The following is a 22273-nucleotide window of genomic DNA, read 5'->3' on the forward strand; positions in this document are numbered from 1 at the left end:
TGGGAAACTGGAACGGGAACACACGCCATCAGGAGAGGCCCGACATGCTCGAGTTGAGGGATGTGCGCAAGTCGTACACCACAGGCGACTTCAGTCAGGTCGCCCTCGACGACGTCTCCATCGCCTTCCGCGACAGTGAGTTCGTCGCGGTCCTCGGCCCCTCCGGTTCCGGCAAGACCACCATGCTCAACCTCATCGGTGGGCTCGACCAGTACGACTCTGGCGATCTGGTCATCGACGGCGTCTCCACCGAGCGGTACCGCGACCGCGACTGGGACACCTACCGCAACAACCGCGTCGGCTTCGTCTTCCAGAGCTACAACCTCATTCCGCACCAGAGCGTGCTGGCCAACGTGGAACTCGCGCTCACGCTGGCAGGTGTCACGCGTTCGGAGCGCCGCCGCCGGGCGCGGGCGGCACTCGAGGATGTGGGGCTGGGGGAGCACATCCACAAGCGGCCCAACCAGCTCTCCGGCGGGCAGATGCAGCGCGTCGCCATCGCCCGGGCGCTCATCAACGATCCGGAGATCCTGCTGGCCGACGAGCCCACCGGCGCCCTGGATTCGGCCACCAGCGTCCAGATCATGGCCTTGTTGACGAGCATCGCGATGGACCGGCTCGTCGTCATGGTCACCCACAACCCCGAGCTCGCCCAGCAGTACGCCACGCGCACGGTGCACCTCAGCGACGGCCGGGTGGTGGAGGACACGGATCCCTTCCTCCCCGCAGCGCTCGCCCCGGCCGGCCACGGCTGGGCCCGTCGCACGAGCATGGGCTTCCTCACCGCCATCGCGTTGTCCTTCAACAACCTGATGACGAAGAAGGGGCGCACGCTCATGACGTCGTTCGCCGGCAGCATCGGGATCATCGGCATCGCCGCCATCCTGGCCCTGGCCAACGGTGTCCAGGGCTACATCAAGGGTGTGGAGGAGGACACGCTCTCGCAGTACCCGCTCACCATTCAAGCGCAGGGTTTCGACATGACCGCGATGCTGGTGTCCGGCGGGCTGGGGGACGACGGGCCGGGCGGCGCGGACGACGCGCAGGTGCGTGAGGTGCCGCTCATGGCCAAGATGTTCTCGAGCGTGGGCACCAACGACCTGGGCTCACTCAAGACCTACCTCGACGACAACGGCGGCGGGATCGACTCGCTGGTCAACGCCGTCGAGTACACCTACGACGTCACCCCCCAGCTGTACGCCGACGACGGGAGCAGCGACCCCCGCCAGGTGAACCCCGACGCGGCCATGGTGGCGCTCGGCTTCGCGCGCTCCCCTGCGGCGGGCGGGGTGACCGCCGGGTTGCGGAGCAGCGCCTTCGACGAGTTGGTGGGCGACCTGGGTCTGGTCGAGGAGCAGTACGACGTGGTCTCCGGGCGCTGGCCCGCCGCGCACGACGAGATGCTCGTGGTGCTGACGGACACCGGAGGCGTCAGCGACCTCGCGCTCTACGCCATGGGACTGCTCGATCCCGCCCAGCTCGACGAGATGGTCCGGCAGATGATGGCTGAAGAAGACGTCGTCACACCCACCACCACCCGGGACTTCTCCTACGACCAGGTGATGGACGTCTCGTTCAAGCTGGTGAACGCGGCGGATTACTACGTGCACGACGACGACTTCGACGTGTGGACGGACCGTAGCCAGGACCAGAGCCACGTCGCGCAGTTGGTGGCGGAGGGCACGCCGGTGAAGGTGGTCGGGATCGCGCGGCCCACCGGCGACGGGAGCGCCACCCTGAGCCCCGGCATCTACTACACGCCGGCCATGACCGAGTACCTGATGGCGGAGGCGGCGGAGGCGCCCATCGTCCGCGAGCAGCTCGCCGAGCCGTCGGTCAATGTGTTCACCGGCCGGGGATTCACAGATGAGGCGCCCCGCGAGGAGCTGGACCTGACCTCACTGTTCACCATCGACGAGGAGGCCGTCACGGCCGCGTTCACCGTCGACGAATCGAAGCTGCAGCCCGATCTGAGCGGCCTCGAGCTGGACCTAGACATGTCGTCGCTCAGCGTCGACCCGGCGAAGCTGCCCCCGCTGGACCTCACCTCGGTGCTGGAGGGTCTCGATCCGGCCAGCCTCATCCGGTTGCCCGAGATGCCCGCGGTGCCGATGCCGGAGCTGCCCGCCGTCAGCACCGAACAGATCCTGGCCCAGCTGCCGGTCTTCCTGCAGACGTACACCATCTACGCCAATGAGAACGGTCTGGACCCGGCTGATCCGACCGTCGCCATGCCCGCCTTCCTGGCCTCACCCGAGGCGGACTCGACGCTGACTGCGATCGCGCTGGAACTGGGGATCGACCGAACCGCCGTCGAGACCCAGCTGGGTGCCTACCTCGCCTGGGCCGCCGAGCAGGGCCTGGATCCCGCTGACGTGAGCGGCAACGCCCAGGTGTTCCTCGCGGACCAGCAGGAGGCGCTGCTCGACACCGCCCTGGACGTGGTGGACACCGACGCGCTGGAGCGGCAACTCCAGGCGGAGCTCGGCTCCTACCTCGAACAGGTGATGCAGGTCTACATGGGTGATGTCGCTGCGCAACTGACCGACGAGATCACCGCGCAGCTGGGCAGTGCGGTCGAATCCTCGATGGCCGGGTTGGCCGACGACCTGCGGGGGGCGGTGAGCATCGACCAGGACGCGTTCATGGCCTCGTTCCAGATGGACAAGAGCCAGGAGGAGCTCACGCAGTTGCTGATGTCGGCCGCCTCCACCCGGGCGGCGACCTACGAGTCCACCATGAGGACCCTGGGCTACGCGTCGCCCGACGAGCCGTCGGCCGTCAACATCTATCCCATCGACTTCGAGTCCAAAGCGCAGATCACCGACCTGCTCGATTCCTACAACGAGCGGATGCGTGACACCGGGCGCGAAGGACAGGTCATCACGTACTCCGACCTGGTGGGTGCGTTGATGAGTTCGGTCACCGACATCATCAACACCATCAGCTACGTGCTGATCGCGTTCGTGGCGATCTCCCTGGTGGTGTCGTCGATCATGATCGGCGTGATCACCTACATCTCGGTCCTGGAGCGGCGCAAGGAGATCGGCATCCTGCGCGCCGTCGGCGCCAGCAAGCGCGACATCCGTCGGGTTTTCAACGCCGAAACCCTCATCGTCGGCTTCGTCGCCGGCGTGTTGGGCGTGGCGATCACCGCGCTGCTCACCATCCCGGCCAACGCCATCGTCTATGCCCGGTTCGACGTCCCGAATGTGGCGGTCCTCCCGTGGCAGGCGGCGGTCGGCCTGGTCCTGATCAGCATGGCGCTCACCGCCGTCGCGGGTCTGCTGCCCGCCTCGTCCGCCTCGCGCAAGGACCCCGTCGAGGCGCTGCGGAGCGAGTGACGCCGCCGGCGTCGGCCACCGGGTCAGGGGAGTGGCGCTCAGGTCCGGGCGGCCGGTGTGGGGTAGGGTGAACCGCTCAGTGGGGGCGATTTCGCGCGTTGGTGCCGCTGGGCTAGACTAATCAGGTTGCCTTGGGTCTGTGCCCCTTCGGGGGGACCTTTCCCAGGCTTCGCCACAACCTCCTCTCCCTCGAGCTGGGGGTTCCCTCCTGGCAAAATCCAGGGGGTTCGTTTCTAGTTTCACAAGGCCTTTCACGAGGAACCGGTGGAGCAAGGAGTAGTAATGATCCAGCAGGAGTCGCGACTTAAGGTCGCCGACAACACTGGTGCAAAGGAAATTCTCTGCATCCGTGTGCTCGGCGGTTCCGGACGTCGCTACGCATTCCTCGGCGACACCATCGTCGCCACCGTCAAGGACGCGATCCCTGGCGGCAACGTGAAGAAGGGCGACGTGGTCAAGGCCGTCGTCGTCCGCACCACCAAGGAACGCCGTCGTCCCGACGGTTCCTACATCAAGTTCGACGAGAACGCCGCCGTGATCCTCAACGCCAACGGTGAACCCCGCGGCACGCGCATCTTCGGGCCTGTGGCCCGCGAGCTGCGTGACAAGAAGTTCATGCGCATCATCTCGCTCGCCCCGGAGGTGATCTGACATGTCGCTCCACGTCAAGAAGGGTGACCGCGTCAAGGTCCTGTCCGGTAAGGACAAGGGCGTTGTCGCCGAGGTCATCGCTGTCGATCCCGCCAACGAGCGTGTGACGGTCCAGGGTGTCAACCTCGTCAAGAAGCACCGTCGTGAGTCCCAGACCGCGACCGGTCGCAAGGTCGAAGGCGGCATCATCAACGTCGAGGCCCCCATCCACGTCAGCAATGTGCAGCTCGTGGTGAAGGTCGACGGTAAGGAGGTCCCGACGCGCGTCGGTTACAAGCGCGTCGAGGTGTCCAAGCGTCGTCCCGACGGTTCCGAGTACAAGGCGGAGCGCTCCGTGCGCATCGCGCGCAAGACGGGGGAGGAGATCTGATGACCGCCACCGCTACCACCAACGCGATGCCGCGCCTGAAGACCAGGTACCGCGAAGAGATCGTGCCCGCACTCCAGCAGGAGTTCGACTACGCCAACGTCATGCAGATCCCCGGTCTTGTGAAGATCGTGGTGAACATGGGTGTCGGTGAGGCTGCACGTGACTCGAAGATCATCGAAGGGGCCCTCAAGGACCTCACGGCGATCACCGGTCAGAAGCCCACCGTCACGAAGGCCCGCAAGTCGATCGCCCAGTTCAAGCTGCGCGAAGGCATGCCGATCGGCGCCCACGTCACCCTCCGTGGTGACCGCATGTGGGAATTCGCCGACCGTCTCCTGACCCTGGCGCTGCCCCGTATCCGTGACTTCCGTGGCCTGAACGGCAACCAGTTCGACGGCAACGGCAACTTCACCTTCGGTCTGTCTGAGCAGGTCATGTTCCTCGAAATCGACCAGGACAAGATCGACCGCGTCCGTGGCATGGACATCACTTTTGTGACGTCGGCCGCCAACGATGAGGAAGGTCGCGCTCTGCTCAAGCACCTCGGCTTCCCCTTCAAGGCGCAGGACGACCCGAAGAAGCAGAAGACCAAGCGCGGTCCTGCGTTCTACGCCAAGAAGAAGAAGTGAGTAACTAATGGCTAAGACAGCACTCAAGGTCAAGGCAGCCCGCAAGCCCAAGTTCGCGGTGCGCGCCTACACCCGTTGCCAGAAGTGTGGCCGGCCGAAGTCGGTCTACCGCAAGTTCGGCCTGTGCCGCGTCTGCGTGCGCGAGATGGCCCACGCGGGTCAGCTCCCGGGCGTGACCAAGTCGTCCTGGTGACGAGACCCACTACGTCAGAATCAACTAACACCAGGTCCGGGCAGCCGGAAACCGGTGTGAGAAAGAGGCAATAGTCATGACGATGACTGATCCGATCGCAGACATGTTGACACGTCTGCGTAACGCCAACCAGGCGTACCAGGACTCCACGTCCATGCCGTCGTCGAAGATCAAGGTGGGCATCGCCGAGATCCTCAAGAAGAACGGTTACATCACCGATTACGAGCTCACCGAGGTCGAAGGCCAGGTCGGCAAGGTCCTGAAGGTGACCCTGAAGTACGGCGACTCGCGCGAGCGCTCCATTGTGGGCCTCAAGCGCGTGAGTAAGCCCGGCCTCCGCGTTTACGCGAAGGCCACCGATCTCCCCAAGGTCCTCGGCGGCCTGGGTATCGCCATCATCTCGACGTCGCAGGGTCTTCTGACCGATCGTGACGCCAAGGCCAAGTCCGTCGGTGGCGAAGTACTCGCCTACGTCTGGTGACCGGGCGAAGGAAGAGGAGAAACTGATATGTCGCGAATTGGCAGGATGCCCATCACCATCCCGTCCGGTGTCGACGTCAAGCTCGATGGCCGACAGGTCGACGTCAAGGGGCCCAAGGGCTCGCTGTCGCTGACCATTTCTGAGCCGCTGAGCGTTGACAAGACCGACGAGGGCCAGCTGGAAATCACCCGTCCCAACGACGAGCGTGAGTCCCGCTCCCTCCACGGCCTGACGCGCACCCTGGTCAACAACATGATCGTGGGCGTCACCGAGGGCTACGAGAAGAAACTCGAAATCGTCGGCGTTGGCTACCGTGTCATCTCCAAGGGTCCGAAGCAGCTCGAGTTCGCGCTCGGCTTCTCGCACCCGGTGATCATCGACGCCCCTGAGGGCATCGATTTCATCGTGGAGACCCCCACGAAGCTGACGATCCAGGGCATCGACAAGCAGGTCGTCGGAGAGACTGCGGCAAACATCCGCAAGCTCCGCAAGCCTGAGCCCTACAAGGGCAAGGGCGTCCGCTATGCGGGCGAGCACGTCCGCCGCAAGGCTGGAAAGGCTGGTAAGTAATCCATGGCGATTTCGATCAGGACCAACAAGACGTTGGCCGCCAAGAGCGCTGCGCGTTCGCGTCGCCAGCTCCGTGCCCGTAAGAAGATCAGCGGTTCGCCTGAGCGCCCCCGCCTGGTTGTCACCCGCTCCGCTCGTCACCTGTTCGTTCAGGTGATCGACGACCGGGCCGGCAAGACGCTCGCTTCGGCCTCCACCATGGAAGCCGACCTGCGTACCGTTGAGGCCGACAAGTCCGAGAAGGCCCGCAAGGTGGGTGCTCTCATCGCTGAGCGTGCGAAGGCAGCCGGCGTTGAGAACGTCGTCTTCGACCGTGCCGGCAACAAGTACCACGGGCGGATCGCGGCACTTGCCGACGCCGCCCGCGAGGCCGGGCTCGGCTTCTAACGACGAAAGGAAAGGGATATCACGATGAGTGAAACCCAGCAGCGCCGTAGCGGTGCTCAGGGGGAGCGTCGTGGCCGTGACGATCGTCGTGGCCAGCAGGCTTCCAAGGAAGAGAACAAGTACCTCGAGAAGGTCGTGGCGATCAACCGTGTCGCCAAGGTCGTCCAGGGCGGTCGGCGCTTCAGCTTCACCGCACTGGTCGTCGTCGGTGACGGCGAGGGAATGGTCGGTGTCGGTTACGGCAAGGCGAAGGAGGTTCCGGCCGCTATCGCCAAGGGCGTTGAAGAGGCCAAGAAGAACTTCTTCCGCGTGCCGCTGATCCAGCGCACCATCCCGCACTCGGTTCAGGGCGAGAAGGCCGGTGGCGTCGTGCTGCTGCGCCCCGCGTCCCCCGGTACCGGTGTGATCGCCGGTGGCGCCACCCGTGCGGTGCTCGAGTGCGCCGGCGTGCACGATGTGCTCGCCAAGTCGCTCGGCTCGGCCAACGCCATCAACGTCGTCCACTCCACTGTGGTGGCGCTCAAGCAGCTCGAGATGCCGGAAGCCGTGGCCAAGCGCCGCGGTCTGCCGGTTGAGGATGTCGCCCCGGCGGCTCTCCTCCGCGCTGCCCGCGAGACCAAAGAAGGGGTGGCCTCCTGATGGCAGACCTCAAGATCACGCAGGCCAAGTCTTCGGCCGGCGGCAAGCAGTACCAGCGTGACACGCTGCGTACGCTCGGACTCAAGCGCATCGGTGACTCGGTGGTGCGGGAGGATCGTCCCGAGGTTCTCGGCATGATCCGTACCGTGGCCCACCTGGTCACCGTGGAAGAGGTGAAGTGAGATGGCGCTGAAACTGCATCATCTGCAGCCCGCCCCGGGCGCCAAGACGGCTAAGACCCGTGTTGGCCGTGGTGAGGGATCGAAGGGTAAGACCGCAGGTCGCGGCACCAAGGGCACCGGCGCGCGTAAGAACACCCCTGCGAACTTCGAGGGCGGGCAGATGCCTCTGCACATGCGCCTCCCGAAGCTCAAGGGCTTCAAGAACCCGTTCCGTGTCGAATACCAGGTCGTCAACGTCGGCCGCCTCGCTGAGCTCTTCCCTGAGGGCGGCGAAGTGGGCGTCGAGGATCTGGTCGCGGCCGGCGCGGTGCGCGCAGGCAACCTGGTCAAGGTGCTGGGCAACGGGGATGTCTCCATTGCCCTCAACGTGACCGCCAACGCGTTCTCGAACTCCGCCAAGGCGAAGCTCGAGGGTGCCGGTGGCACCGTGACCGAACTCTGATTCGGTCACCAGAGACAGAGACGGCGGGGTGGCTCCGGTTCCGGAGCCGCCCCGCTTTCCTGTCCCGCTCACTCACACTGTGAGTTGAGTTTCAGCAGGGACTATCAGCTTGATAGGCTGCCCTGGTTGCCGTGCAGCGATTGCGCGGTCGAAAGTATCTGCTACCTGGAAAGTAGGGGTCGGATGATCTCCGCCTTGGCTAATGCGTTGAGGACGCCGGACCTTCGTAAGAAGCTCCTCTTCACGCTGGGCATCATCGCCGTGTTCCGCCTGGGGTCGACGATCCCTTCCCCGAACGTGAACATGGCACGCATCGATGAGTGTCTGGCCATCGCCACTCAGGGGCCATCCGCCGGCATCTACAACATCATCAACCTGTTCTCGGGCGGGGCGCTGTTGCAGTTGACGATCTTCGCGCTGGGCATCATGCCCTATATCACCGCGTCGATCATCCTCCAGCTCCTCACCGTCGTGATCCCGCGTCTGGAGGCCCTCAAGAAAGAGGGCGCCTCCGGCACGGCGAAGATCACCGAATACACCCGCTACCTGACGCTGGTCCTGGCCATCCTGAACGCCACCGCGTTCGTGACTCTGGCCCGCACGGGACAGCTGCTCCCGGGCTGTGAGGGCATCCTCTACTCCGATGAACTGTTCCCGCTGGTCACCATGGTCATGGTCATGACTGCCGGAACCGGCATCATCATGTGGATGGGCGAGCTCATCACCGAGCGCGGCGTCGGCAACGGCATGTCGATCATGATCTTCACCCAGATCATCGCCAGCTTCCCGACGGGCCTGTGGTCCATCAAGCAGTCGCACCAGGGCGCCACCGGCTGGATCCTCTTCTTCCTCGTGATCGGCATCGGTCTTCTCGTCATGCTCGGCATCATCTGGGTGGAGCAGGGCCAGCGCCGCATCCCGGTGCAGTACGCCAAGCGCATGGTCGGTCGTCGCCTCGTCGGCGGCTCCACCACCTACATCCCGCTGAAGGTCAACCAGTCCGGCGTCATCCCGGTCATCTTCGCCTCGTCGATCATGTACCTGCCCGTCCTCTACGCCACCTTCCGGCCGGAGAGCGGCGTCTCCCAGTGGATCCAGGCCAACTTCACCGGCACGGGCATGTACTCGTGGGTCTACAACCTGGTCCAGTTCGTGCTCATCGTCGCGTTCTGCTACTTCTACGTGTCGATCACCTTCAACCCTGAAGAGGTCTCGGACAACATGAAGAAGTACGGCGGCTTCATCCCGGGCATCCGCGCAGGCAAGCCGACGGAGCGCTACCTGGCCTACGTGCTCTCGCGTCTGACGGCGCCCGGCTCGCTCTACCTGGCCACCATCGCCCTCATCCCCACCATCGCCTTCATGGCAGTGGGCGCCCAGCAGAACTTCCCCTTCGGCGGTACCTCCATCCTGATCATCGTCGGCGTAGCCCTGGACACGGTCAAGAAGATCGAGAGCCAGCTCCAGCAGCGCAACTATGAGGGCTTCCTGCGGTGAAACTGCTGATCATGGGTGCCCCAGGCGCGGGGAAAGGCACGCAGGCAACAGCGCTGGCCGACCGCTACGGTGTCCCTGCGATCTCCACCGGCGACATCTTCCGGTTCAACATCAAGAACCAGACGCCGCTCGGCATCAAGGTCAAGGAGATCATCGACGCGGGCGAGTACGTACCCGACGACATGACTGAGCAGATCGTCGCCGATCGGCTCGCGCAGCCGGATTGCGAGCCCGGCTTCCTGCTGGACGGGTTCCCCCGCACCATGCATCAGGTGTACTTCCTGGACCGCTACCTCTCGGAGCAGGGCCAGCAACTCGACGCGGTGGTATCGCTACACGTCGAGCCTGAGGCGCTCGTCGAACGGCTCTTGGCCCGTGCGGCCAAGGAGGGCCGGGCGGACGACAACGCCGACACCATCCGTCGCCGCATGGAGGTCTACGCCGGCCAGACGGCTCCGCTGTTGTTCCACTACGAGTCGAAGGGCCTCCTCGTCGACATCGAGGGCACCGGCACTGTCGAGGAAGTGCAGCAGCGCATGTTTGACGAACTCGACCTGCACCTCAGCCGCCGGTGAGCATGATCGAACTGAAGTCGGCCGACGAGCTGCGCCTCATGCGCAGGGCCGGCCTGGTGGTCGCCGAAGGCCTCGACGCCATGGTGGCGGCCGCCACCGTCGGGGTCACGACGGCCGAGGTCGACGCGGTGGGCCGCGAGGTGCTGGCCCGCCATGGGGCGGAGTCCTCCTTCCTGGGCTACGGCGATTACGGCACCCCGTTCCCGGGCGTGGCGTGCATCTCCACCAACAACGAACTGGTCCACGGCATCCCCGGTGACAGGGTGCTGCAGGACGGCGACGTGGTCTCCATCGACTTCGGCGCCATCGTGGAGGGCTGGCACGGCGACGCGGCACGCACCATCATCGTCGGGTCCGGCACCGCGGAGGACGAAGCGCTCATCGACGCCACCCGCGAGGCCTTCTGGGCCGGCGCCAGGGCGATGCGCGACGGCGGCCGGGTGGGCGACGTCTCCAAGGCCATCGAGGGCTACGTCAAGAGCCTCCCCACGCACTACGGCACGCTGCGGGAGTACACCGGCCACGGCATCGGCTCGGAGATGCACATGGACCCGGACGTGCCCAACTGGCACCGCCGTCGGCCCACTCCCAGGTTGTCGGTGGGTATGGCGCTGGCCATCGAACCCATGCTGACCACCGGCACGCACCAGACCCTCGAGCTCGACGACGACTGGACTGTCGTCAGCCGCGACGGCTCGAACGGCTCCCACTGGGAGAACACCGTGGCGCTCACAGAGCACGGCATCTGGGTGCTCACAGAGCATGACGGCGGGGCCTCCCGGCTCGGCGATCTGTTCGGCCCGCTGTCCGACTGAGCCGCTCCTTCAGCGGCCTATGATTGTCCTCATGCCGCTGCCACCGAGCTCGAAGTACCTGCAACGCCCAGGCGACCCCATCGACGAGACGGAGCGCGCCTCCATCACCCAGCGGCTCAACGACGCGTTCGCCGACGGACGTCTCACCCACGACGAGTACTCGACCGCCATGGACGTGGTCTACGACGCGCGCACCCTCGGCGACCTGGTCCCGGTGATGGAGAAGCTGCCCGCAGCCGCTGCCCATGTGCCCGCCATCGTGGAGCAGGGCGGGGTTCCGGCAGGACAGATCGCGCAGTCGCGCAGCCTGGTGCCCGCCGCGATGATGGTGGGCGTCGTGGGCGTGGCCCTGGTGGCGGTGTTGATCATCCTGCTCGTGCTGATCTTCTGAGATACTTCCTGCACGTGCAGTGCAGCCGACGGGGGGAGTGACGGATGCGCACTTCATCCCACACCGTCCGCCCTCGGCGGGCCAGGCCGCGATTCCGGCTGGGGCCCACCACCCTCATCGCTGTGGTGACCACCTTGGTGCTGTCGCTCGCCCTCGTCATTTTCGGCATGAATCTGAAGCGCGCTCCCGATACCGGACCAGCTCCTGCCGAGGGCGAGCCGGTCCCAGCGCCGGGGGCCGGGCCGGGGGAGTGGGACCTACCGGAGCAGACCTGGGAGCCGTTGCCGGGCCCGGACCCGTTGTCGCCGCTCTACGACGCGCAGGTCACCACCCTGAACGCGCTGGCGCCGGCCACGCTGGAACACTGCGCCACCCCGAAGACCGTCCGCGACGAGGCGGAGTGGGAGGCTGCGGTGCGCGACCAGTGGTTCTGCGTGCACCGCTCCTGGGTGCCCACCTTCCAGCAGTTGGGCTGGCTGACGACGGCGCCGGGCGTCCAGTTCTTCGCCGGCGAGGGTGACGACAGCGCCTGCGGCTACCTGGAGGCGCCCGCGTTCTACTGTTCGGCCGGGGGCGGCAGCGTCCACTTCGGTGCCCGGCACTTCGACATGGCGCGCACCTGGGACCTGTCGGTCAACGAGATGGTCAACCACGAGTACGGACACCACCTGCAGAGCCTGGCAGGCATCACCCGGGCCAAGACTGCGTTGGCCAACACCCCCGTGCTGGAGCGGCGCGCGGAGCTGCAGGCCACCTGTTGGTCCGCCGCGATGACCCGGCACAACAGCGCGTTCAGCTTCGGGCAGGAACAGTACGAGTCCTGGATGGAGCGCCTCGAGACGATGCGTGCCGACGGGGTGCATGGCTCACGAGAGTCGCTGCTGTACTGGGGCACCCGGGGCCTCTACGCGGCCACCATGAACGACTGCAACACCTGGGCCGTGCCGGACGACCAGGTCGCCTAGGAGTTCCTGCTGGGGAGGTGTTGGCCTGCGAGCATCGCGACCCCGCGGCGTTCTGCGTCAACTGACCACTCAGTTGTCCGCGAACACGCCGATGATGGGATTCCATTCCTCGACGAGGCGCTCGGCGATGAGGCCGGCCTCCCAGAAGGGGTCGGCGTCGAGGGCCGACGCCACCTCGTCCGCGGATCCGGCCTTGAGGAGGAGCATTGCGCTGGGGTGCGCGGCGCCGACGAACGGGCCACTGGCCACGAGGGGCCCGGCAGTCAGGGAGGCCAGGAATTCCCGGTGGCTGGGGCGCACCCTGTCGAGCTCGGCGTTGTCGTCGGAGTAGGTGTAGCGGACTGCGAAATAGGCCATGGGGACAGGCTAGTGGCGCGGCGGGTGTGGACCGCCGTTTGGCGAGGGGCCGCTGTGGGCGTAAACTTGCCGATTGCAGTATCATCCGGCGCGCGCTCAGAGCGCCCGGTGCGAACAGAAGAGAGTTTATGGCGAAGAAAGAGGGAGCTCTCGAACTCGAGGGCACCGTGGTCGAGGCCCTGCCCAACGCGATGTTCCGCGTCGAACTGGCCAACGGCCACAAGGTGTTGACCACGATCAGTGGCAAAATGCGGCAGCACTACATCCGCATCCTGCCGTCGGACCGCGTCGTCGTGGAGTTGTCGCCCTACGACCTCACCCGCGGCCGCATCGTCTACCGACACAAGTGAGACCTGCGGCTCCCGCCGCACCCTCTCCAGCGCTGCCTGGTCCCCCGTGGGCCGGCGGCGCTTTCTATTTTGCATACCGGCGAGTTGGTCACTTGCCCGCACCGAGGCGGGACGTGGGGCGTGCTTTTGCCTTCCGCGCACGCCTAGCGTAAAGTTGCTCCTCGGTCGTCAATGCCCGTGCGCGCCCGCGTGCCCGTGGCCACTTCGACCAAGCTCATCCACCGCAAGATTGGGCGCGCCCTGCGCTCCCAGTCGCCGATTGAAAAGGTTGCTCGAATGAAGGTTCAGCCGAGCGTCAAGAAGATCTGCGACAAGTGCAAGGTCATCCGCCGGCACGGTCGTGTGATGGTGATCTGCGACAACCCGCGCCATAAGCAGCGCCAGGGCTGATCACAGGCCACCGCGGACGAGGGCCCCAGGCCTGGTTCCGCCTGACAACTGAAACAACGTGATAGCTAGATCCCCCTGCGGGATCGACCACCCTTGGACGAAGGCCAAGGCCCCGTCGGTGCTCGAGTCGAGCGCCATAGGCGGCGGGGACGCGTCACGCCCACACCTTCGCATAGGAAAGGAATCCGCCTGATGGCACGCCTAGTTGGTGTTGACCTGCCGCGCGAAAAGCGCCTCGAGGTCGCACTCACCTACATCTTCGGCATCGGTCGTACCCGCGCCGCCGAAACCCTCGCCGCGACTGGAGTCTCCGGCGATCTCCGCGTCCACCAGCTGACCGACGACCAGCTCGTCGCGCTGCGCGACCACATCGAAGGCAGCTACGAGATCGAGGGTGACCTCCGTCGTAGCACTGCCGCCGACATCCGCCGCAAGGTGGAGATCGGTAACTACCAGGGCCGTCGCCACCGCAGCGGCCTCCCGGTTCGTGGTCAGCGCACCCGCACCAATGCCCGCACCCGCAAGGGCAAGAAGAAGGCCGTCGCTGGCAAGAAGAAGGCACGCTGACCTCCGGGTCGAGCGCCTCCTCTCAAGGACTCAAGGAGACTTAAGAACATATGGCTACTGCAAGCCGCAAGGCCGGCGCCAAGACCAAGGGCCGCCGCAAGGAAAAGAAGAACGTGCTCGCCGGTCAGGCGCACATCAAGAGCACCTTCAACAACACCATCATCTCGATCACCGACCCCACGGGCAATGTGATTTCGTGGGCCTCCGCCGGCACCGTCGGCTTCAAGGGCTCGCGTAAGTCGACCCCGTTCGCCGCTCAGATGGCCGCCGAGGCCGCTGGCCGTCGTGCCATGGAGCACGGCATGAAGCGCGTCGACGTGTTCGTCAAGGGCCCGGGCTCGGGCCGCGAGACCGCTATCCGTTCGCTCGGTGCCGTCGGCCTGGAGGTCGGCGCCATTTCCGACGTGACCCCCACACCGCACAACGGCTGCCGTCCGCCGAAGCGCCGTCGCGTCTGATCCGGCCCGAGAGAGAATAGGACTAATACATTATGGCTCGTTATACCGGCCCGATCACCAAGAAGTCCCGTCGACTCGGGACTGACCTTGTCGGCAACGACAAGGCCTTCGAGCGTCGTCCGTACCCTCCGGGTCAGCACGGCCGCGGTCGCACGAAGGACTCCGAATACTCGCTGCAGCTTCGTGAGAAGCAGAAGGCGCGCTTCGCTTACGGCGTCCTCGAGAAGCAGTTCCGTCGCTACTACGAAGAGGCCGACCGTCACCCCGGCAAGACCGGTGACCGTCTGCTGCAGATCCTGGAGTCGCGTCTCGACAACGTCGTGTACCGCTCCGGTTTCGCTTCGACGCGTCGTCAGGCCCGTCAGCTCGTCGTCCACGGCCACTTCCTGGTCAACGGTGGGCGCGTCAACATCCCGTCGTACCGTGTCCGCGCCAAGGACATCATCGACGTGGCTGAGAAGTCGCTGAACCTGACCCCGTTCGTCATCGCCCGTGAGACCCACGGCGAGCGTTCGGTTCCCGCATGGCTGGAGGCCCGTCCCAACCGGATGCGCATCCTCGTGCACCAGCTCCCCGTCCGCGAGCAGATCGTGGTCGATGTCCAGGAGCAGATGATCGTCGAGCTCTACTCGAAGTGATCCGTCGGGGCCTTGTGCCCCACCACCCGCCCCGTCCGGCTCGCTCCGGGCGGGGCGCTGGGCCCGACGGTCGGGCTCAGCACTATTTCGCGCCTTCATATAGCGGTCGGCGCGGGGAGGAAACACCATGCTCATCGCACAGCGCCCGGGCCTCACGGAAGAGGTCGTCTCGGACCACCGGTCCCGGTTCATCATCGAGCCCCTCGAGCCCGGCTTCGGCTACACGCTCGGCAACTCGCTGCGTCGCACCCTGTTGTCGTCCATCCCGGGTGCCTCGGTCACCAGCATCAAGATCGAAGGCAACCAGCACGAGTTCTCCACGGTGGAGGGCGTCGTCGAGGACGTCACCGAGATCATCCTGAACCTCAAGGGCCTCGTGATCTCCTCGGAGGAGGACGAGCCCGTCGTCATGTACCTCCGCAAGGCAGGCGCCGGATCCGTCACCGCCGGTGACATCCAGCCCCCGGCAGGCGTCGAGATCCACAACCCCGAGCTGCACATCGCCACTCTCAACGAGACCGGCAAGCTCGAGATGGAGCTCGTCGTCGAACGCGGCCGTGGCTACGTCAGCGCAGTGCTGAACAAGGATCCCGATTCCGAGATCGGCCGCATCCCGGTCGACTCCATCTACTCGCCGGTGCTCAAGGTCACCTACAAGGTCGAGGCCACCCGCGTCGCCCAGCGCACCGACTTCGACCGTCTCATCGTCGACGTCGAGACCAAGCCGTCGATGACGCCGCGTGACGCCGTCGCCTCGGCCGGTACCACCCTCGTCGAGCTGTTCGGCCTTGCCCGCGAGCTCAACGTGGACGCCGAAGGCATCGAGATCGGCCCGTCGCCCGTCGACGAGCAGATCGCCGAGTCGTTGAACCTCCCTGTCGAGGATCTGGAACTGTCGGTCCGCTCCTACAACTGCCTCAAGCGCGAGGGCATCCACACCGTGGGTGAGCTCGTGGCCCGCAGCGAAGAGGATCTGCTCGACATCCGCAACTTCGGCAGCAAGTCGATCGACGAGGTTCGCGAGACCCTCGCCAACCTCGGCCTGTCGCTGCGTGACTCGCACCCGGGCTTCGACCCGCTGCAGGCCATCGAGCGCTACGACGAGGACAACGACGAAGACGCTGACTTCGCCGAGACCGAGCAGTACTGACCGCCCACACCGCTACTCACACTGGAGAATTGATCAATGCCTAAGCCGACCAAGGGTGCCCGTCTGGGCGGTAGCCCGACCCATCAGCGCCACATCCTGCGCAACCTGGCCACCCAGCTCTTCGAGCACGGCCGAATCACCACCACCGAGACCCGTGCCCGGCTGCTGCAGCCGGTTGCCGAGCGTCTGATCAGCAAGGCCAAGCGCGGTGACCTGCACAACCGTCGCCTGGTGCTGCAGTCGGTCACCGACGTCGACGTCGTGCGTCGTCTCTTCGACGAGATCGCCCCCACCTTCGAAGGCCGCAACGGTGGCTACACCCGCATCACCAAGATCGGCCCCCGCAAGGGCGACAACGCCCCCATGGCAGTGATCGAACTGATCACCGAGGCCGTGGCCCCGAAGGCCAAGGCGCCCAAGGCCGCACCGGCCGAGGAGCCCAAGGCCGAGGAGATCGCAGAGGTTGAGGAGACTGATCAGGTCGCCGAAACCGACGAGGTCGCCGAGACCGAGGAGTCGCCCGCCGCGGCCGACGAGACGGCCGCTGACGAGGACGCTGCAGAGTCCAAGTGACACCATCCGGAAGGGGCCCCCGTCGTGGGGCCCCTTCTGTTTTACCGGTAGGGTTTCGTTAGTTTTGGCCGTTCAGAGGAGACACCAGATGCTGCGACGGGTTCTTGCAGGTGCGGCTGTCGCCGCCCTGCTGCTCACTGGCTGCGGCGCGCAACAGAGCGCCCCGGACCAGGTGTCGATCGGTGGAGTGACCATCGTTTCCCACCCGTCGCTGGACCTCATCTGGGAGGGCGTGAAGGAGGGCCTCGCCGAGGCGGGTTACGTCGAGGGGGAGAACCTCACACTCGAGTTCCAGAACCCCCAGGGGGACCAGCCCACTCTGACCAACATCGCCAACACCTACGCCGCCTCTCAGCACGACCTGTTCGTGGCGATCGCCACGCCGCCGGCCCAGGCCATGGCGCAGGTGATCCAGGACCGGCCCATCGTGTTCGCGTCCGTGACCGATCCGGTCGCCGCGGGCCTGGTGGATTCGATGGAGAAGCCGGGCGGCAACGTCACGGGTACTTCCGACCAGTTGCCCACCGACCAGCAGTTGAAACTGATCCTCGACATCGACCCCACCGTCGAATCCGTGGGTATCGTCTACTCGGCCTCCGAGGTCAACGCCCAGGTGCAGGCCGAGAAGGCCATCGAGGCGGGCAGGCAACTCGGGGTCGAGGTCAAGACCGCCACCATCCAGAACTCCTCCGAGGTGCAGCAGGCCGCTGAGTCGCTGGACGTCGACGCCTATTTCACCCTCGTCGACAACACCGTCGTCTCGGCGATGGAGTCCATGGTGCAGGTGGCTGAACAGAAGCAGGCGCTGCTGGTCAGTTCGGATCCTGATTCGGTGGAGCGCGGTGCCGCCGCGGCACTCTCGACCGACTACAAGGCGCAGGGTCTGCAGACAGCCAAGATGATCGTCGAACTCCTCAAGGGAGGGGAGCCGGCCGACACCAGCGTCCAACTGCAGGAATCCCTGGAGACCGTGGTCAACCCCGCCGCCGCTGAGCGGATGGGCGTGACCATCCCCAAGGCAGTCATCGAGGAAGCCGCCACCACGTACTGAGGGGTGGACGCCGGCGCCCACCGGCGCCGCGGAAGCCTACGCTTTACAGGCACTCACCCTTTCGCGCAAGGAGAAACATGAAACTCAAGGTTGTCGCGCTCGGCACCATCGCCGCGCTCGCACTGACCGGCTGTGGCGCCGCAGATGAGGGCTCCACCGAGTCCTACAAGATCGGCATCGCCACCATCGTCTCCCACCCGGCGCTCGACGCCGTCGCAGACGGCTTCAAGGAAGCCATGGCGGAGGCCGGTTACACGGAGGGCGAGAACCTCACCATCGACCTGCAGAACGCCCAGGGCGACCAGTCGACGCTCACGAGCATCGCCAACACGTTCGCCAGCGCGGACTTCAACGGCTACCTCGCCATTGCGACCCCCACTGCCCAGGCACTGGCCAACGTGATCACCGACAAGCCGATCGCCTTCGCCGCCGTCACGGATCCGGTCGCCGCCGGCCTCATGCAGGAGTGGGACGCCCCAGATGCCAACATCACCGGCGTGTCGGACCTCAACCCGATGGACGCGCAGCTCGACCTCATCAAGGAGATCCTGCCCGAGGCCGTCACCGTCGGCATCGTGTACTCCTCCGGCGAGGTCAACTCCGAGGTCCAGGTCGCTGAGGCCGAGAAGGCCGCCGAATCCCGTGGCATGGAGATCAAGACGGCCACCGTCACCAACTCCGCAGAGGTGCAGCAGGCCGCCGAGTCGCTCGACGTCGACGCCTACCTGATCCCCACCGACAACACCGTCGTCTCCGCCGCAGAGTCCCTCGTGCAGGTGGCCGAACAGAAGTCCGTCCCGGTCTTCGCCTCGGACGAGTCGACCATGGAGCGTGGCGCCACCGCAGGCCTTTCGGTGAACTACATCCAGCAGGGCAAGGATGCCGCTGCCGTGCTGCTCAAGATGCTCGAGGGCACTCCCGCCTCCGACATCCCGGTCGAGACGCAGAAGCAGTTCGACCTGTTCGTCAACGAAGAGGCGGCCGCAGCCCAGGGCATCGAGTTGCCCCAGGCGGTCCTCGACCGCGCAACCAAGAAGTTCTGAGTACCAGATGATCATCGCGCTCGAGATCGGCCTGCTCTACGCCATCATGGCGTTGGGCGTCTACCTCACCTACCGGGTCCTGGATTTCCCTGACCTGACGGTGGACGGTTCGTTCACGACAGGTGCCGCCACGTGCGCCATCCTGCTCGTGAACGGGGTGCCGGTCTGGGCCGCGATGATCGCCGGGATGGTCGCCGGCATGCTCGCCGGCGCCATCACCGGGCTGCTCCACGTCTGGGGCAACATCAACCCCCTGCTGGCAGGCATCCTGACCCAGATCGCGCTGTACTCCATCAACCTGCGCATCATGGGCAACCGGGCCAACGTGCCGCTGCTGCGCACCGACACGCTGTTCAGCTGGTTCCGGGGCGAACGGCTGCTCGGCACCTGGATGTCGGTGGCGGCGTTCAGCGTCGTCGTGCTCCTCGTCGGGCTGGTGGTCTACTGGTTCCTCGGCACCAGCTTCGGGGTGTCCATCCGCGCCACCGGCGACAACGAGATGATGGCCCGATCGCAGGGCATCAACACCGGCGTCACCAAGATCGTCGGCCTGATGATCTCCAACGGCATGGTGGCCCTCTGTGGCGCGCTCGTGGCGCAGTACCAGGGATTCTCGGACATCTCCATGGGTATCGGCCTCATCGTCGCAGGCCTGGCCTCGGTCATCGTCGGCCAGGCCATCTTCGGGATGACCGCAGTGTGGCAGGCCGTGCTGGCCGCAGCCCTCGGCTCGGTCATCTACCGTGGCGTCATCCAGATCGCCCTCAACAACGGCTTCAACCCCAACGACATGAAGCTCATCTCGGCGGTGCTCGTCGTGCTCGCCCTGGTGCTGCCGCAGTGGGGTCCCCTCAAGAAACTGCGCCGCCAACGCCGTCGTCGTCAGGCCGCAGAGGCAGGAGTCGCCTGATGCTCGAACTCGCCTCAGTCACGAAGCGCTTCTTCCCCGGCACCGTCAACGAGCGGGTCGCGCTGGACGCCATCAACCTCACCCTCCACGAGGGAGACTTCGTCACCGTCATCGGCTCCAACGGCGCCGGTAAGTCCACCATGCTCAACGTGGTCTCCGGGCGGTACCCGGTGGACGGCGGCACGGTGACGATCGACGGCAAGAACGTCAGCCGCACCCCGGAACACCAGCGGGCCAAGTGGGTCGCGCGCGTCTTCCAGGACCCCATGGCCGGCACCTCGCCCCACCTCACCATCGAGGAGAACCTGGCCATCGCGTTCGAGCGTGGCCGCAAGCGCGGCCTGCGGATGGCCGTCACCAGCCCCAAGCGCGCGGTCTTCAAGGAGGCCCTCACCACGCTGGAACTCGGGTTGGAGAACCGCCTCGACATGCGCGTGGGCATGCTGTCGGGCGGCCAGCGCCAGGCACTCAGCCTGCTGATGGCCACCTATGCGCAACCGGCCATCCTCCTCCTCGACGAACACACGGCCGCGCTGGATCCGGCGCGCGCCGCCCTGGTCACCCGCCTGACCGGCGAGGCCGTGGAGCGCCATCGGCTGACCACCCTCATGGTCACCCACAACATGCACCAGGCCATCGAGCTGGGCAACAGGTTGATCATGATGCACGAGGGCCGCATCGTCCTCGAGGTCGACGACGAGGCCAAGAAGTCGATCACGGCCGAGCAGCTCACGCAGGAGTTCGCCAAGATCAAGGGCGCCAGCCTGTCGGACCGCACGCTGCTCGACTGACGCTCAGGCTCAGTCCCTCGTTCCCTGGGAGCTCACGCCCCGCAGAATGGGTACGGTAGGGCAATGCGCATCGCCCAGCTGGCCAACTTCGTCGGCCCCACGTCTGGGGGTATGAAGGTGGTCATCGAAACCCTGGGCCAGGGCTACGTCGACGCCGGGCACACGCGCATCTTCGTCGCGCCGGGGGAGAGGGACCAGATCCTCGAGACCGAGGCCGGCATCCTCGTGCAGGTCCGCGCCCCCAAGGTCACCGAGCAGTACCGCATGATCTTCCAACCCTGGCGGGTGCTCGACGTGCTGGACAGGTTCCGGCCCACCTCCATCGAGGTGTCGGACAAGTGGACCCTCTCGCCGGCGGCGAACTGGGCCGCCAAGCGCAGCGTCGGCTCCGTGCTCTTCAGCCATGAGCGGCTATCCGACATGCTCGCGATGTTCGTGCGCTCCAGCTTCGGCGTCGAGACCATCGTCGGTGGGCTGAACCGCCGTCTGTCCCGCAACTTCGACTCCGTCGTGGTCACCAGCCGCTTCGCCGAGGAGGAGTTCGCCGACACCGGCGCCAACCTGGCGCTCGTGCCGCTCGGCGTGGACCTGGAGACGTTCCACCCCGACAAGGGCGAACCGGCCGACGACGGCGTGCTCAAGTTCTGTTACGTGGGCAGGCTCTCCCACGAGAAGAGCCCCCAGCTGGCCGTGGCCACCGTCGTCGAACTGCACCGGAGGGGCCATCCGGTGCGGCTCGACCTGTACGGCACCGGCCCCGACCAGGCCGAACTGGAGGCGGTCGCCGGCAACGCGCCGGTGTTCTTCCACGGCTTCGTGCCCGGCCGCGACGAGGTGGCCAGGCGCATCGCGCAGCACGACGTGTCGCTGTCCGTGTGTCCCGCGGAGACCTTCGGACTCGCCGTGCTCGAGGCGCTGGCGTGCGGCACCCCCGTCGTCAGTTCCACCAGCGGGGGAGCCAGCGAACTGGTCGACGCCACGTCCGGCGAGCGCGGCGACGCCAACCCACTGTCCCTGGCCGACGCCGTGGAACGCCTGATCCCGCGCCTCGGCCCAGAGCTGCGGCGTGCGGCACGGGCGCGCGCCGAGCGGTATCCCTGGCAGCGCACCACCGACGCGATGTTGGCGCTGCACAGACAACTGGCAGACGAGGTGCCGTACCGGAAGCTGCGAGGCTTCGCGCACAATCCGAAGGGAAGACGGCTGTGAGAAAGAAGCGGCTCAAGATCGGTTGGTCGCCGCTGGTGGCGCTGGTCGGCGCGCTGGTCCCGGTGGTGGCACTGGCGCCGTGCAGACCTTTGGCGTCCGGGCCCCACACCGTCGCCGCCCTGGCCCAGCAGTGCCGCGAGACGGGAGCCACCGGGCGGGCGCTGGCCGACGAGGCGGTGAAGGCTGTCGCGCGGGCCTTTCCCTACTATTCGCTGTGGCACCTGTGGGAGCCGCCGGAGCGCGCGCTCAGTTCGCACCGGGGATGGTCGCACCAGTACAACACGGTGCTCCTCCTCGTGCTGCGCGAACTGGGCTTCAAGACCCGCCTGGTGCACGCGGCCATGGTCCGCGGCTTCCAGAACCCCTGGTGGCTGCGCGGGCACACCTGGGCCAAGGTGACCGTCGGCGGTTACGAGCTCGACGCCTGCGCCTCGGACGAGACGAACCGCGTGGGGGCCGTGAACTTCGTCCCGCTGACCAGGGAACTCCCGCTGCGCCGCGTGACCCGGTGGGCGCTGGGCGCCTGGATGGGCTCCTTCGTCGCGATCGCGGTCTGGCACGCCTGGCTGACGGGTCGTGAGGTGGCGCCCTGGGTGTACGGCCGCAAGGGGCGCCGGGGAAGTGCTTCCGCGGGCTGACGCGTTAGACTCCCGGG

Annotated in this window: 30 protein-coding genes; 29 read left to right on the forward strand and 1 reads right to left on the reverse strand. The window is 66.1% G+C overall.

Translation table 11 applies throughout. The features are described from left to right. Positions 1 to 44 precede the first annotated feature (44 nt). The 16 genes from H5393_RS02740 (at position 45) to H5393_RS02815 (ending at position 12131) form a co-directional block, all read left to right on the forward strand. Positions 45 to 3344 carry an ABC transporter ATP-binding protein/permease gene (locus H5393_RS02740; protein WP_182765410.1) on the forward strand — a complete coding sequence of 1100 codons (3300 nt, stop codon included), beginning with the start codon at positions 45 to 47 and terminating at the stop codon, positions 3342 to 3344. Positions 3345 to 3626: 282 nt separating this feature from the next. Continuing rightward, entirely contained in the window at positions 3627 to 3995 is a 369-nt protein-coding gene (rplN, locus tag H5393_RS02745) for a 50S ribosomal protein L14 (protein ID WP_076058004.1), read from the forward strand. Position 3996: 1 nt separating this feature from the next. Further along, on the forward strand, positions 3997 to 4365 hold the full coding sequence (gene rplX, locus H5393_RS02750) for a 50S ribosomal protein L24 (RefSeq protein ID WP_076058006.1): 369 nt from the start codon (positions 3997 to 3999) through the stop codon (positions 4363 to 4365). After that, entirely contained in the window at positions 4365 to 4994 is a 630-nt protein-coding gene (rplE, locus tag H5393_RS02755; RefSeq protein WP_076058008.1) for a 50S ribosomal protein L5, read from the forward strand. The genes rplX and rplE overlap by 1 nt, the downstream gene beginning before the upstream one ends. A 7-nt stretch (positions 4995 to 5001) precedes the next feature. Continuing rightward, positions 5002 to 5187: a type Z 30S ribosomal protein S14 gene (locus H5393_RS02760; RefSeq protein WP_076058010.1), complete on the forward strand. Its 186-nt coding sequence runs from the start codon at positions 5002 to 5004 to the stop codon at positions 5185 to 5187. A gap of 76 nt (positions 5188 to 5263) precedes the next feature. Continuing rightward, positions 5264 to 5668, forward strand: coding sequence for a 30S ribosomal protein S8 (rpsH, locus tag H5393_RS02765; RefSeq protein ID WP_182763778.1), 405 nt, complete (start codon positions 5264 to 5266; stop codon positions 5666 to 5668). A 27-nt stretch (positions 5669 to 5695) separates the two neighbouring features. Then, complete coding sequence (rplF, locus tag H5393_RS02770) at positions 5696 to 6238, forward strand: 50S ribosomal protein L6 (protein WP_076058013.1); 543 nt, start codon at positions 5696 to 5698, stop codon at positions 6236 to 6238. Between the two features lie 3 nt (positions 6239 to 6241). After that, complete coding sequence (gene rplR / locus H5393_RS02775) at positions 6242 to 6625, forward strand: 50S ribosomal protein L18 (protein ID WP_076058016.1); 384 nt, start codon at positions 6242 to 6244, stop codon at positions 6623 to 6625. Positions 6626 to 6649: 24 nt separating this feature from the next. Continuing rightward, on the forward strand, positions 6650 to 7264 hold the full coding sequence (gene rpsE, locus H5393_RS02780) for a 30S ribosomal protein S5 (RefSeq protein WP_076058018.1): 615 nt from the start codon (positions 6650 to 6652) through the stop codon (positions 7262 to 7264). After that, positions 7264 to 7446: a 50S ribosomal protein L30 gene (gene rpmD, locus H5393_RS02785; protein WP_076058020.1), complete on the forward strand. Its 183-nt coding sequence runs from the start codon at positions 7264 to 7266 to the stop codon at positions 7444 to 7446. The genes rpsE and rpmD overlap by 1 nt, the downstream gene beginning before the upstream one ends. Position 7447: 1 nt before the next feature. Beyond that, positions 7448 to 7888, forward strand: coding sequence for a 50S ribosomal protein L15 (gene rplO / locus H5393_RS02790; RefSeq protein ID WP_182763777.1), 441 nt, complete (start codon positions 7448 to 7450; stop codon positions 7886 to 7888). Positions 7889 to 8071: 183 nt separating this feature from the next. Further along, the gene (gene secY / locus H5393_RS02795; RefSeq protein WP_182763776.1) at positions 8072 to 9385 is read left to right on the forward strand and encodes a preprotein translocase subunit SecY; all 1314 of its coding nucleotides are present in this window, start codon (positions 8072 to 8074) and stop codon (positions 9383 to 9385) included. Next, positions 9382 to 9960 (forward strand): adenylate kinase, encoded by a 579-nt coding sequence (locus H5393_RS02800; RefSeq protein ID WP_182763775.1) that lies wholly within the window; start codon positions 9382 to 9384, stop codon positions 9958 to 9960. The genes secY and H5393_RS02800 overlap by 4 nt, the downstream gene beginning before the upstream one ends. Positions 9961 to 9962: 2 nt before the next feature. Next, positions 9963 to 10775, forward strand: a complete 813-nt coding sequence (gene map, locus H5393_RS02805) for a type I methionyl aminopeptidase (protein ID WP_182763774.1) — start codon at positions 9963 to 9965, stop codon at positions 10773 to 10775. A gap of 31 nt (positions 10776 to 10806) precedes the next feature. Then, positions 10807 to 11166: a DUF1707 domain-containing protein gene (locus H5393_RS02810; RefSeq protein ID WP_182765411.1), complete on the forward strand. Its 360-nt coding sequence runs from the start codon at positions 10807 to 10809 to the stop codon at positions 11164 to 11166. A gap of 44 nt (positions 11167 to 11210) precedes the next feature. Then, the gene (locus H5393_RS02815) at positions 11211 to 12131 is read left to right on the forward strand and encodes a neutral zinc metallopeptidase (RefSeq protein WP_182765412.1); all 921 of its coding nucleotides are present in this window, start codon (positions 11211 to 11213) and stop codon (positions 12129 to 12131) included. A 69-nt stretch (positions 12132 to 12200) separates the two neighbouring features. Here H5393_RS02815 and H5393_RS02820 read toward each other — a convergent pair whose 3' ends face one another. Further along, positions 12201 to 12488, reverse strand: coding sequence for a YciI family protein (locus H5393_RS02820; RefSeq protein WP_182765413.1), 288 nt, complete (start codon positions 12486 to 12488; stop codon positions 12201 to 12203). A gap of 128 nt (positions 12489 to 12616) precedes the next feature. Here H5393_RS02820 and infA point away from each other — a divergent pair, with 128 nt between their 5' ends. The 13 genes from infA to H5393_RS02885 all read left to right on the forward strand — a co-directional run bounded on the left by infA (position 12617) and on the right by H5393_RS02885 (position 22256). Then, positions 12617 to 12838 carry a translation initiation factor IF-1 gene (infA, locus tag H5393_RS02825; protein ID WP_040284660.1) on the forward strand — a complete coding sequence of 74 codons (222 nt, stop codon included), beginning with the start codon at positions 12617 to 12619 and terminating at the stop codon, positions 12836 to 12838. Between the two features lie 276 nt (positions 12839 to 13114). Continuing rightward, positions 13115 to 13228, forward strand: coding sequence for a 50S ribosomal protein L36 (rpmJ, locus tag H5393_RS02830; RefSeq protein ID WP_002514836.1), 114 nt, complete (start codon positions 13115 to 13117; stop codon positions 13226 to 13228). 192 nt (positions 13229 to 13420) lie between these two features. Then, positions 13421 to 13795 (forward strand): 30S ribosomal protein S13, encoded by a 375-nt coding sequence (rpsM, locus tag H5393_RS02835; RefSeq protein WP_076058038.1) that lies wholly within the window; start codon positions 13421 to 13423, stop codon positions 13793 to 13795. A gap of 50 nt (positions 13796 to 13845) precedes the next feature. Continuing rightward, the gene (rpsK, locus tag H5393_RS02840; protein ID WP_182763770.1) at positions 13846 to 14253 is read left to right on the forward strand and encodes a 30S ribosomal protein S11; all 408 of its coding nucleotides are present in this window, start codon (positions 13846 to 13848) and stop codon (positions 14251 to 14253) included. 32 nt (positions 14254 to 14285) lie between these two features. Continuing rightward, the gene (gene rpsD / locus H5393_RS02845) at positions 14286 to 14891 is read left to right on the forward strand and encodes a 30S ribosomal protein S4 (protein WP_076058042.1); all 606 of its coding nucleotides are present in this window, start codon (positions 14286 to 14288) and stop codon (positions 14889 to 14891) included. Between the two features lie 127 nt (positions 14892 to 15018). Beyond that, positions 15019 to 16041 (forward strand): DNA-directed RNA polymerase subunit alpha, encoded by a 1023-nt coding sequence (locus H5393_RS02850; RefSeq protein ID WP_076058045.1) that lies wholly within the window; start codon positions 15019 to 15021, stop codon positions 16039 to 16041. A 36-nt stretch (positions 16042 to 16077) separates the two neighbouring features. Next, positions 16078 to 16614 carry a 50S ribosomal protein L17 gene (gene rplQ / locus H5393_RS02855; protein ID WP_076058046.1) on the forward strand — a complete coding sequence of 179 codons (537 nt, stop codon included), beginning with the start codon at positions 16078 to 16080 and terminating at the stop codon, positions 16612 to 16614. An 88-nt stretch (positions 16615 to 16702) separates the two neighbouring features. Further along, positions 16703 to 17665, forward strand: coding sequence for an ABC transporter substrate-binding protein (locus H5393_RS02860; RefSeq protein WP_076058049.1), 963 nt, complete (start codon positions 16703 to 16705; stop codon positions 17663 to 17665). A gap of 77 nt (positions 17666 to 17742) precedes the next feature. Continuing rightward, complete coding sequence (locus H5393_RS02865; RefSeq protein WP_182765414.1) at positions 17743 to 18708, forward strand: ABC transporter substrate-binding protein; 966 nt, start codon at positions 17743 to 17745, stop codon at positions 18706 to 18708. A gap of 7 nt (positions 18709 to 18715) precedes the next feature. Next, positions 18716 to 19618 carry an ABC transporter permease gene (locus H5393_RS02870; RefSeq protein ID WP_076058055.1) on the forward strand — a complete coding sequence of 301 codons (903 nt, stop codon included), beginning with the start codon at positions 18716 to 18718 and terminating at the stop codon, positions 19616 to 19618. Further along, positions 19618 to 20409 (forward strand): ABC transporter ATP-binding protein, encoded by a 792-nt coding sequence (locus H5393_RS02875; RefSeq protein ID WP_182765415.1) that lies wholly within the window; start codon positions 19618 to 19620, stop codon positions 20407 to 20409. The genes H5393_RS02870 and H5393_RS02875 overlap by 1 nt, the downstream gene beginning before the upstream one ends. Positions 20410 to 20472: 63 nt before the next feature. Further along, entirely contained in the window at positions 20473 to 21618 is a 1146-nt protein-coding gene (locus H5393_RS02880) for a glycosyltransferase (protein WP_182765416.1), read from the forward strand. Then, a complete protein-coding gene (locus tag H5393_RS02885) occupies positions 21615 to 22256 on the forward strand; it encodes a hypothetical protein (RefSeq protein WP_182765417.1) in 642 nt (213 codons plus the stop codon). The genes H5393_RS02880 and H5393_RS02885 overlap by 4 nt, the downstream gene beginning before the upstream one ends. Positions 22257 to 22273 lie beyond the last annotated feature (17 nt).

Source organism: Tessaracoccus sp. MC1756 (assembly GCF_014164735.1).
Classification (GTDB): domain Bacteria; phylum Actinomycetota; class Actinomycetes; order Propionibacteriales; family Propionibacteriaceae; genus Arachnia.

Bases quoted from the DNA above. Each gene is read 5' to 3' on its own strand.
- H5393_RS02740 (WP_182765410.1), top strand. From the start codon at position 45: ATGCTCGAGTTGAGGGATGTGCGCAAGTCGTACACCACAGGCGACTTC.
- rplN (WP_076058004.1), top strand. From the start codon at position 3,627: ATGATCCAGCAGGAGTCGCGACTTAAGGTCGCCGACAACACTGGTGCA.
- rplX (WP_076058006.1), top strand. From the start codon at position 3,997: ATGTCGCTCCACGTCAAGAAGGGTGACCGCGTCAAGGTCCTGTCCGGT.
- rplE (WP_076058008.1), top strand. From the start codon at position 4,365: ATGACCGCCACCGCTACCACCAACGCGATGCCGCGCCTGAAGACCAGG.
- H5393_RS02760 (WP_076058010.1), top strand. From the start codon at position 5,002: ATGGCTAAGACAGCACTCAAGGTCAAGGCAGCCCGCAAGCCCAAGTTC.
- rpsH (WP_182763778.1), top strand. From the start codon at position 5,264: ATGACGATGACTGATCCGATCGCAGACATGTTGACACGTCTGCGTAAC.
- rplF (WP_076058013.1), top strand. From the start codon at position 5,696: ATGTCGCGAATTGGCAGGATGCCCATCACCATCCCGTCCGGTGTCGAC.
- rplR (WP_076058016.1), top strand. From the start codon at position 6,242: ATGGCGATTTCGATCAGGACCAACAAGACGTTGGCCGCCAAGAGCGCT.
- rpsE (WP_076058018.1), top strand. From the start codon at position 6,650: ATGAGTGAAACCCAGCAGCGCCGTAGCGGTGCTCAGGGGGAGCGTCGT.
- rpmD (WP_076058020.1), top strand. From the start codon at position 7,264: ATGGCAGACCTCAAGATCACGCAGGCCAAGTCTTCGGCCGGCGGCAAG.
- rplO (WP_182763777.1), top strand. From the start codon at position 7,448: ATGGCGCTGAAACTGCATCATCTGCAGCCCGCCCCGGGCGCCAAGACG.
- secY (WP_182763776.1), top strand. From the start codon at position 8,072: ATGATCTCCGCCTTGGCTAATGCGTTGAGGACGCCGGACCTTCGTAAG.
- map (WP_182763774.1), top strand. From the start codon at position 9,963: ATGATCGAACTGAAGTCGGCCGACGAGCTGCGCCTCATGCGCAGGGCC.
- H5393_RS02810 (WP_182765411.1), top strand. From the start codon at position 10,807: ATGCCGCTGCCACCGAGCTCGAAGTACCTGCAACGCCCAGGCGACCCC.
- H5393_RS02815 (WP_182765412.1), top strand. From the start codon at position 11,211: ATGCGCACTTCATCCCACACCGTCCGCCCTCGGCGGGCCAGGCCGCGA.
- H5393_RS02820 (WP_182765413.1), bottom strand. From the start codon at position 12,488: ATGGCCTATTTCGCAGTCCGCTACACCTACTCCGACGACAACGCCGAG.
- infA (WP_040284660.1), top strand. From the start codon at position 12,617: ATGGCGAAGAAAGAGGGAGCTCTCGAACTCGAGGGCACCGTGGTCGAG.
- rpmJ (WP_002514836.1), top strand. From the start codon at position 13,115: ATGAAGGTTCAGCCGAGCGTCAAGAAGATCTGCGACAAGTGCAAGGTC.
- rpsM (WP_076058038.1), top strand. From the start codon at position 13,421: ATGGCACGCCTAGTTGGTGTTGACCTGCCGCGCGAAAAGCGCCTCGAG.
- rpsK (WP_182763770.1), top strand. From the start codon at position 13,846: ATGGCTACTGCAAGCCGCAAGGCCGGCGCCAAGACCAAGGGCCGCCGC.
- rpsD (WP_076058042.1), top strand. From the start codon at position 14,286: ATGGCTCGTTATACCGGCCCGATCACCAAGAAGTCCCGTCGACTCGGG.
- H5393_RS02850 (WP_076058045.1), top strand. From the start codon at position 15,019: ATGCTCATCGCACAGCGCCCGGGCCTCACGGAAGAGGTCGTCTCGGAC.
- rplQ (WP_076058046.1), top strand. From the start codon at position 16,078: ATGCCTAAGCCGACCAAGGGTGCCCGTCTGGGCGGTAGCCCGACCCAT.
- H5393_RS02860 (WP_076058049.1), top strand. From the start codon at position 16,703: ATGCTGCGACGGGTTCTTGCAGGTGCGGCTGTCGCCGCCCTGCTGCTC.
- H5393_RS02865 (WP_182765414.1), top strand. From the start codon at position 17,743: ATGAAACTCAAGGTTGTCGCGCTCGGCACCATCGCCGCGCTCGCACTG.
- H5393_RS02870 (WP_076058055.1), top strand. From the start codon at position 18,716: ATGATCATCGCGCTCGAGATCGGCCTGCTCTACGCCATCATGGCGTTG.
- H5393_RS02875 (WP_182765415.1), top strand. From the start codon at position 19,618: ATGCTCGAACTCGCCTCAGTCACGAAGCGCTTCTTCCCCGGCACCGTC.
- H5393_RS02880 (WP_182765416.1), top strand. From the start codon at position 20,473: ATGCGCATCGCCCAGCTGGCCAACTTCGTCGGCCCCACGTCTGGGGGT.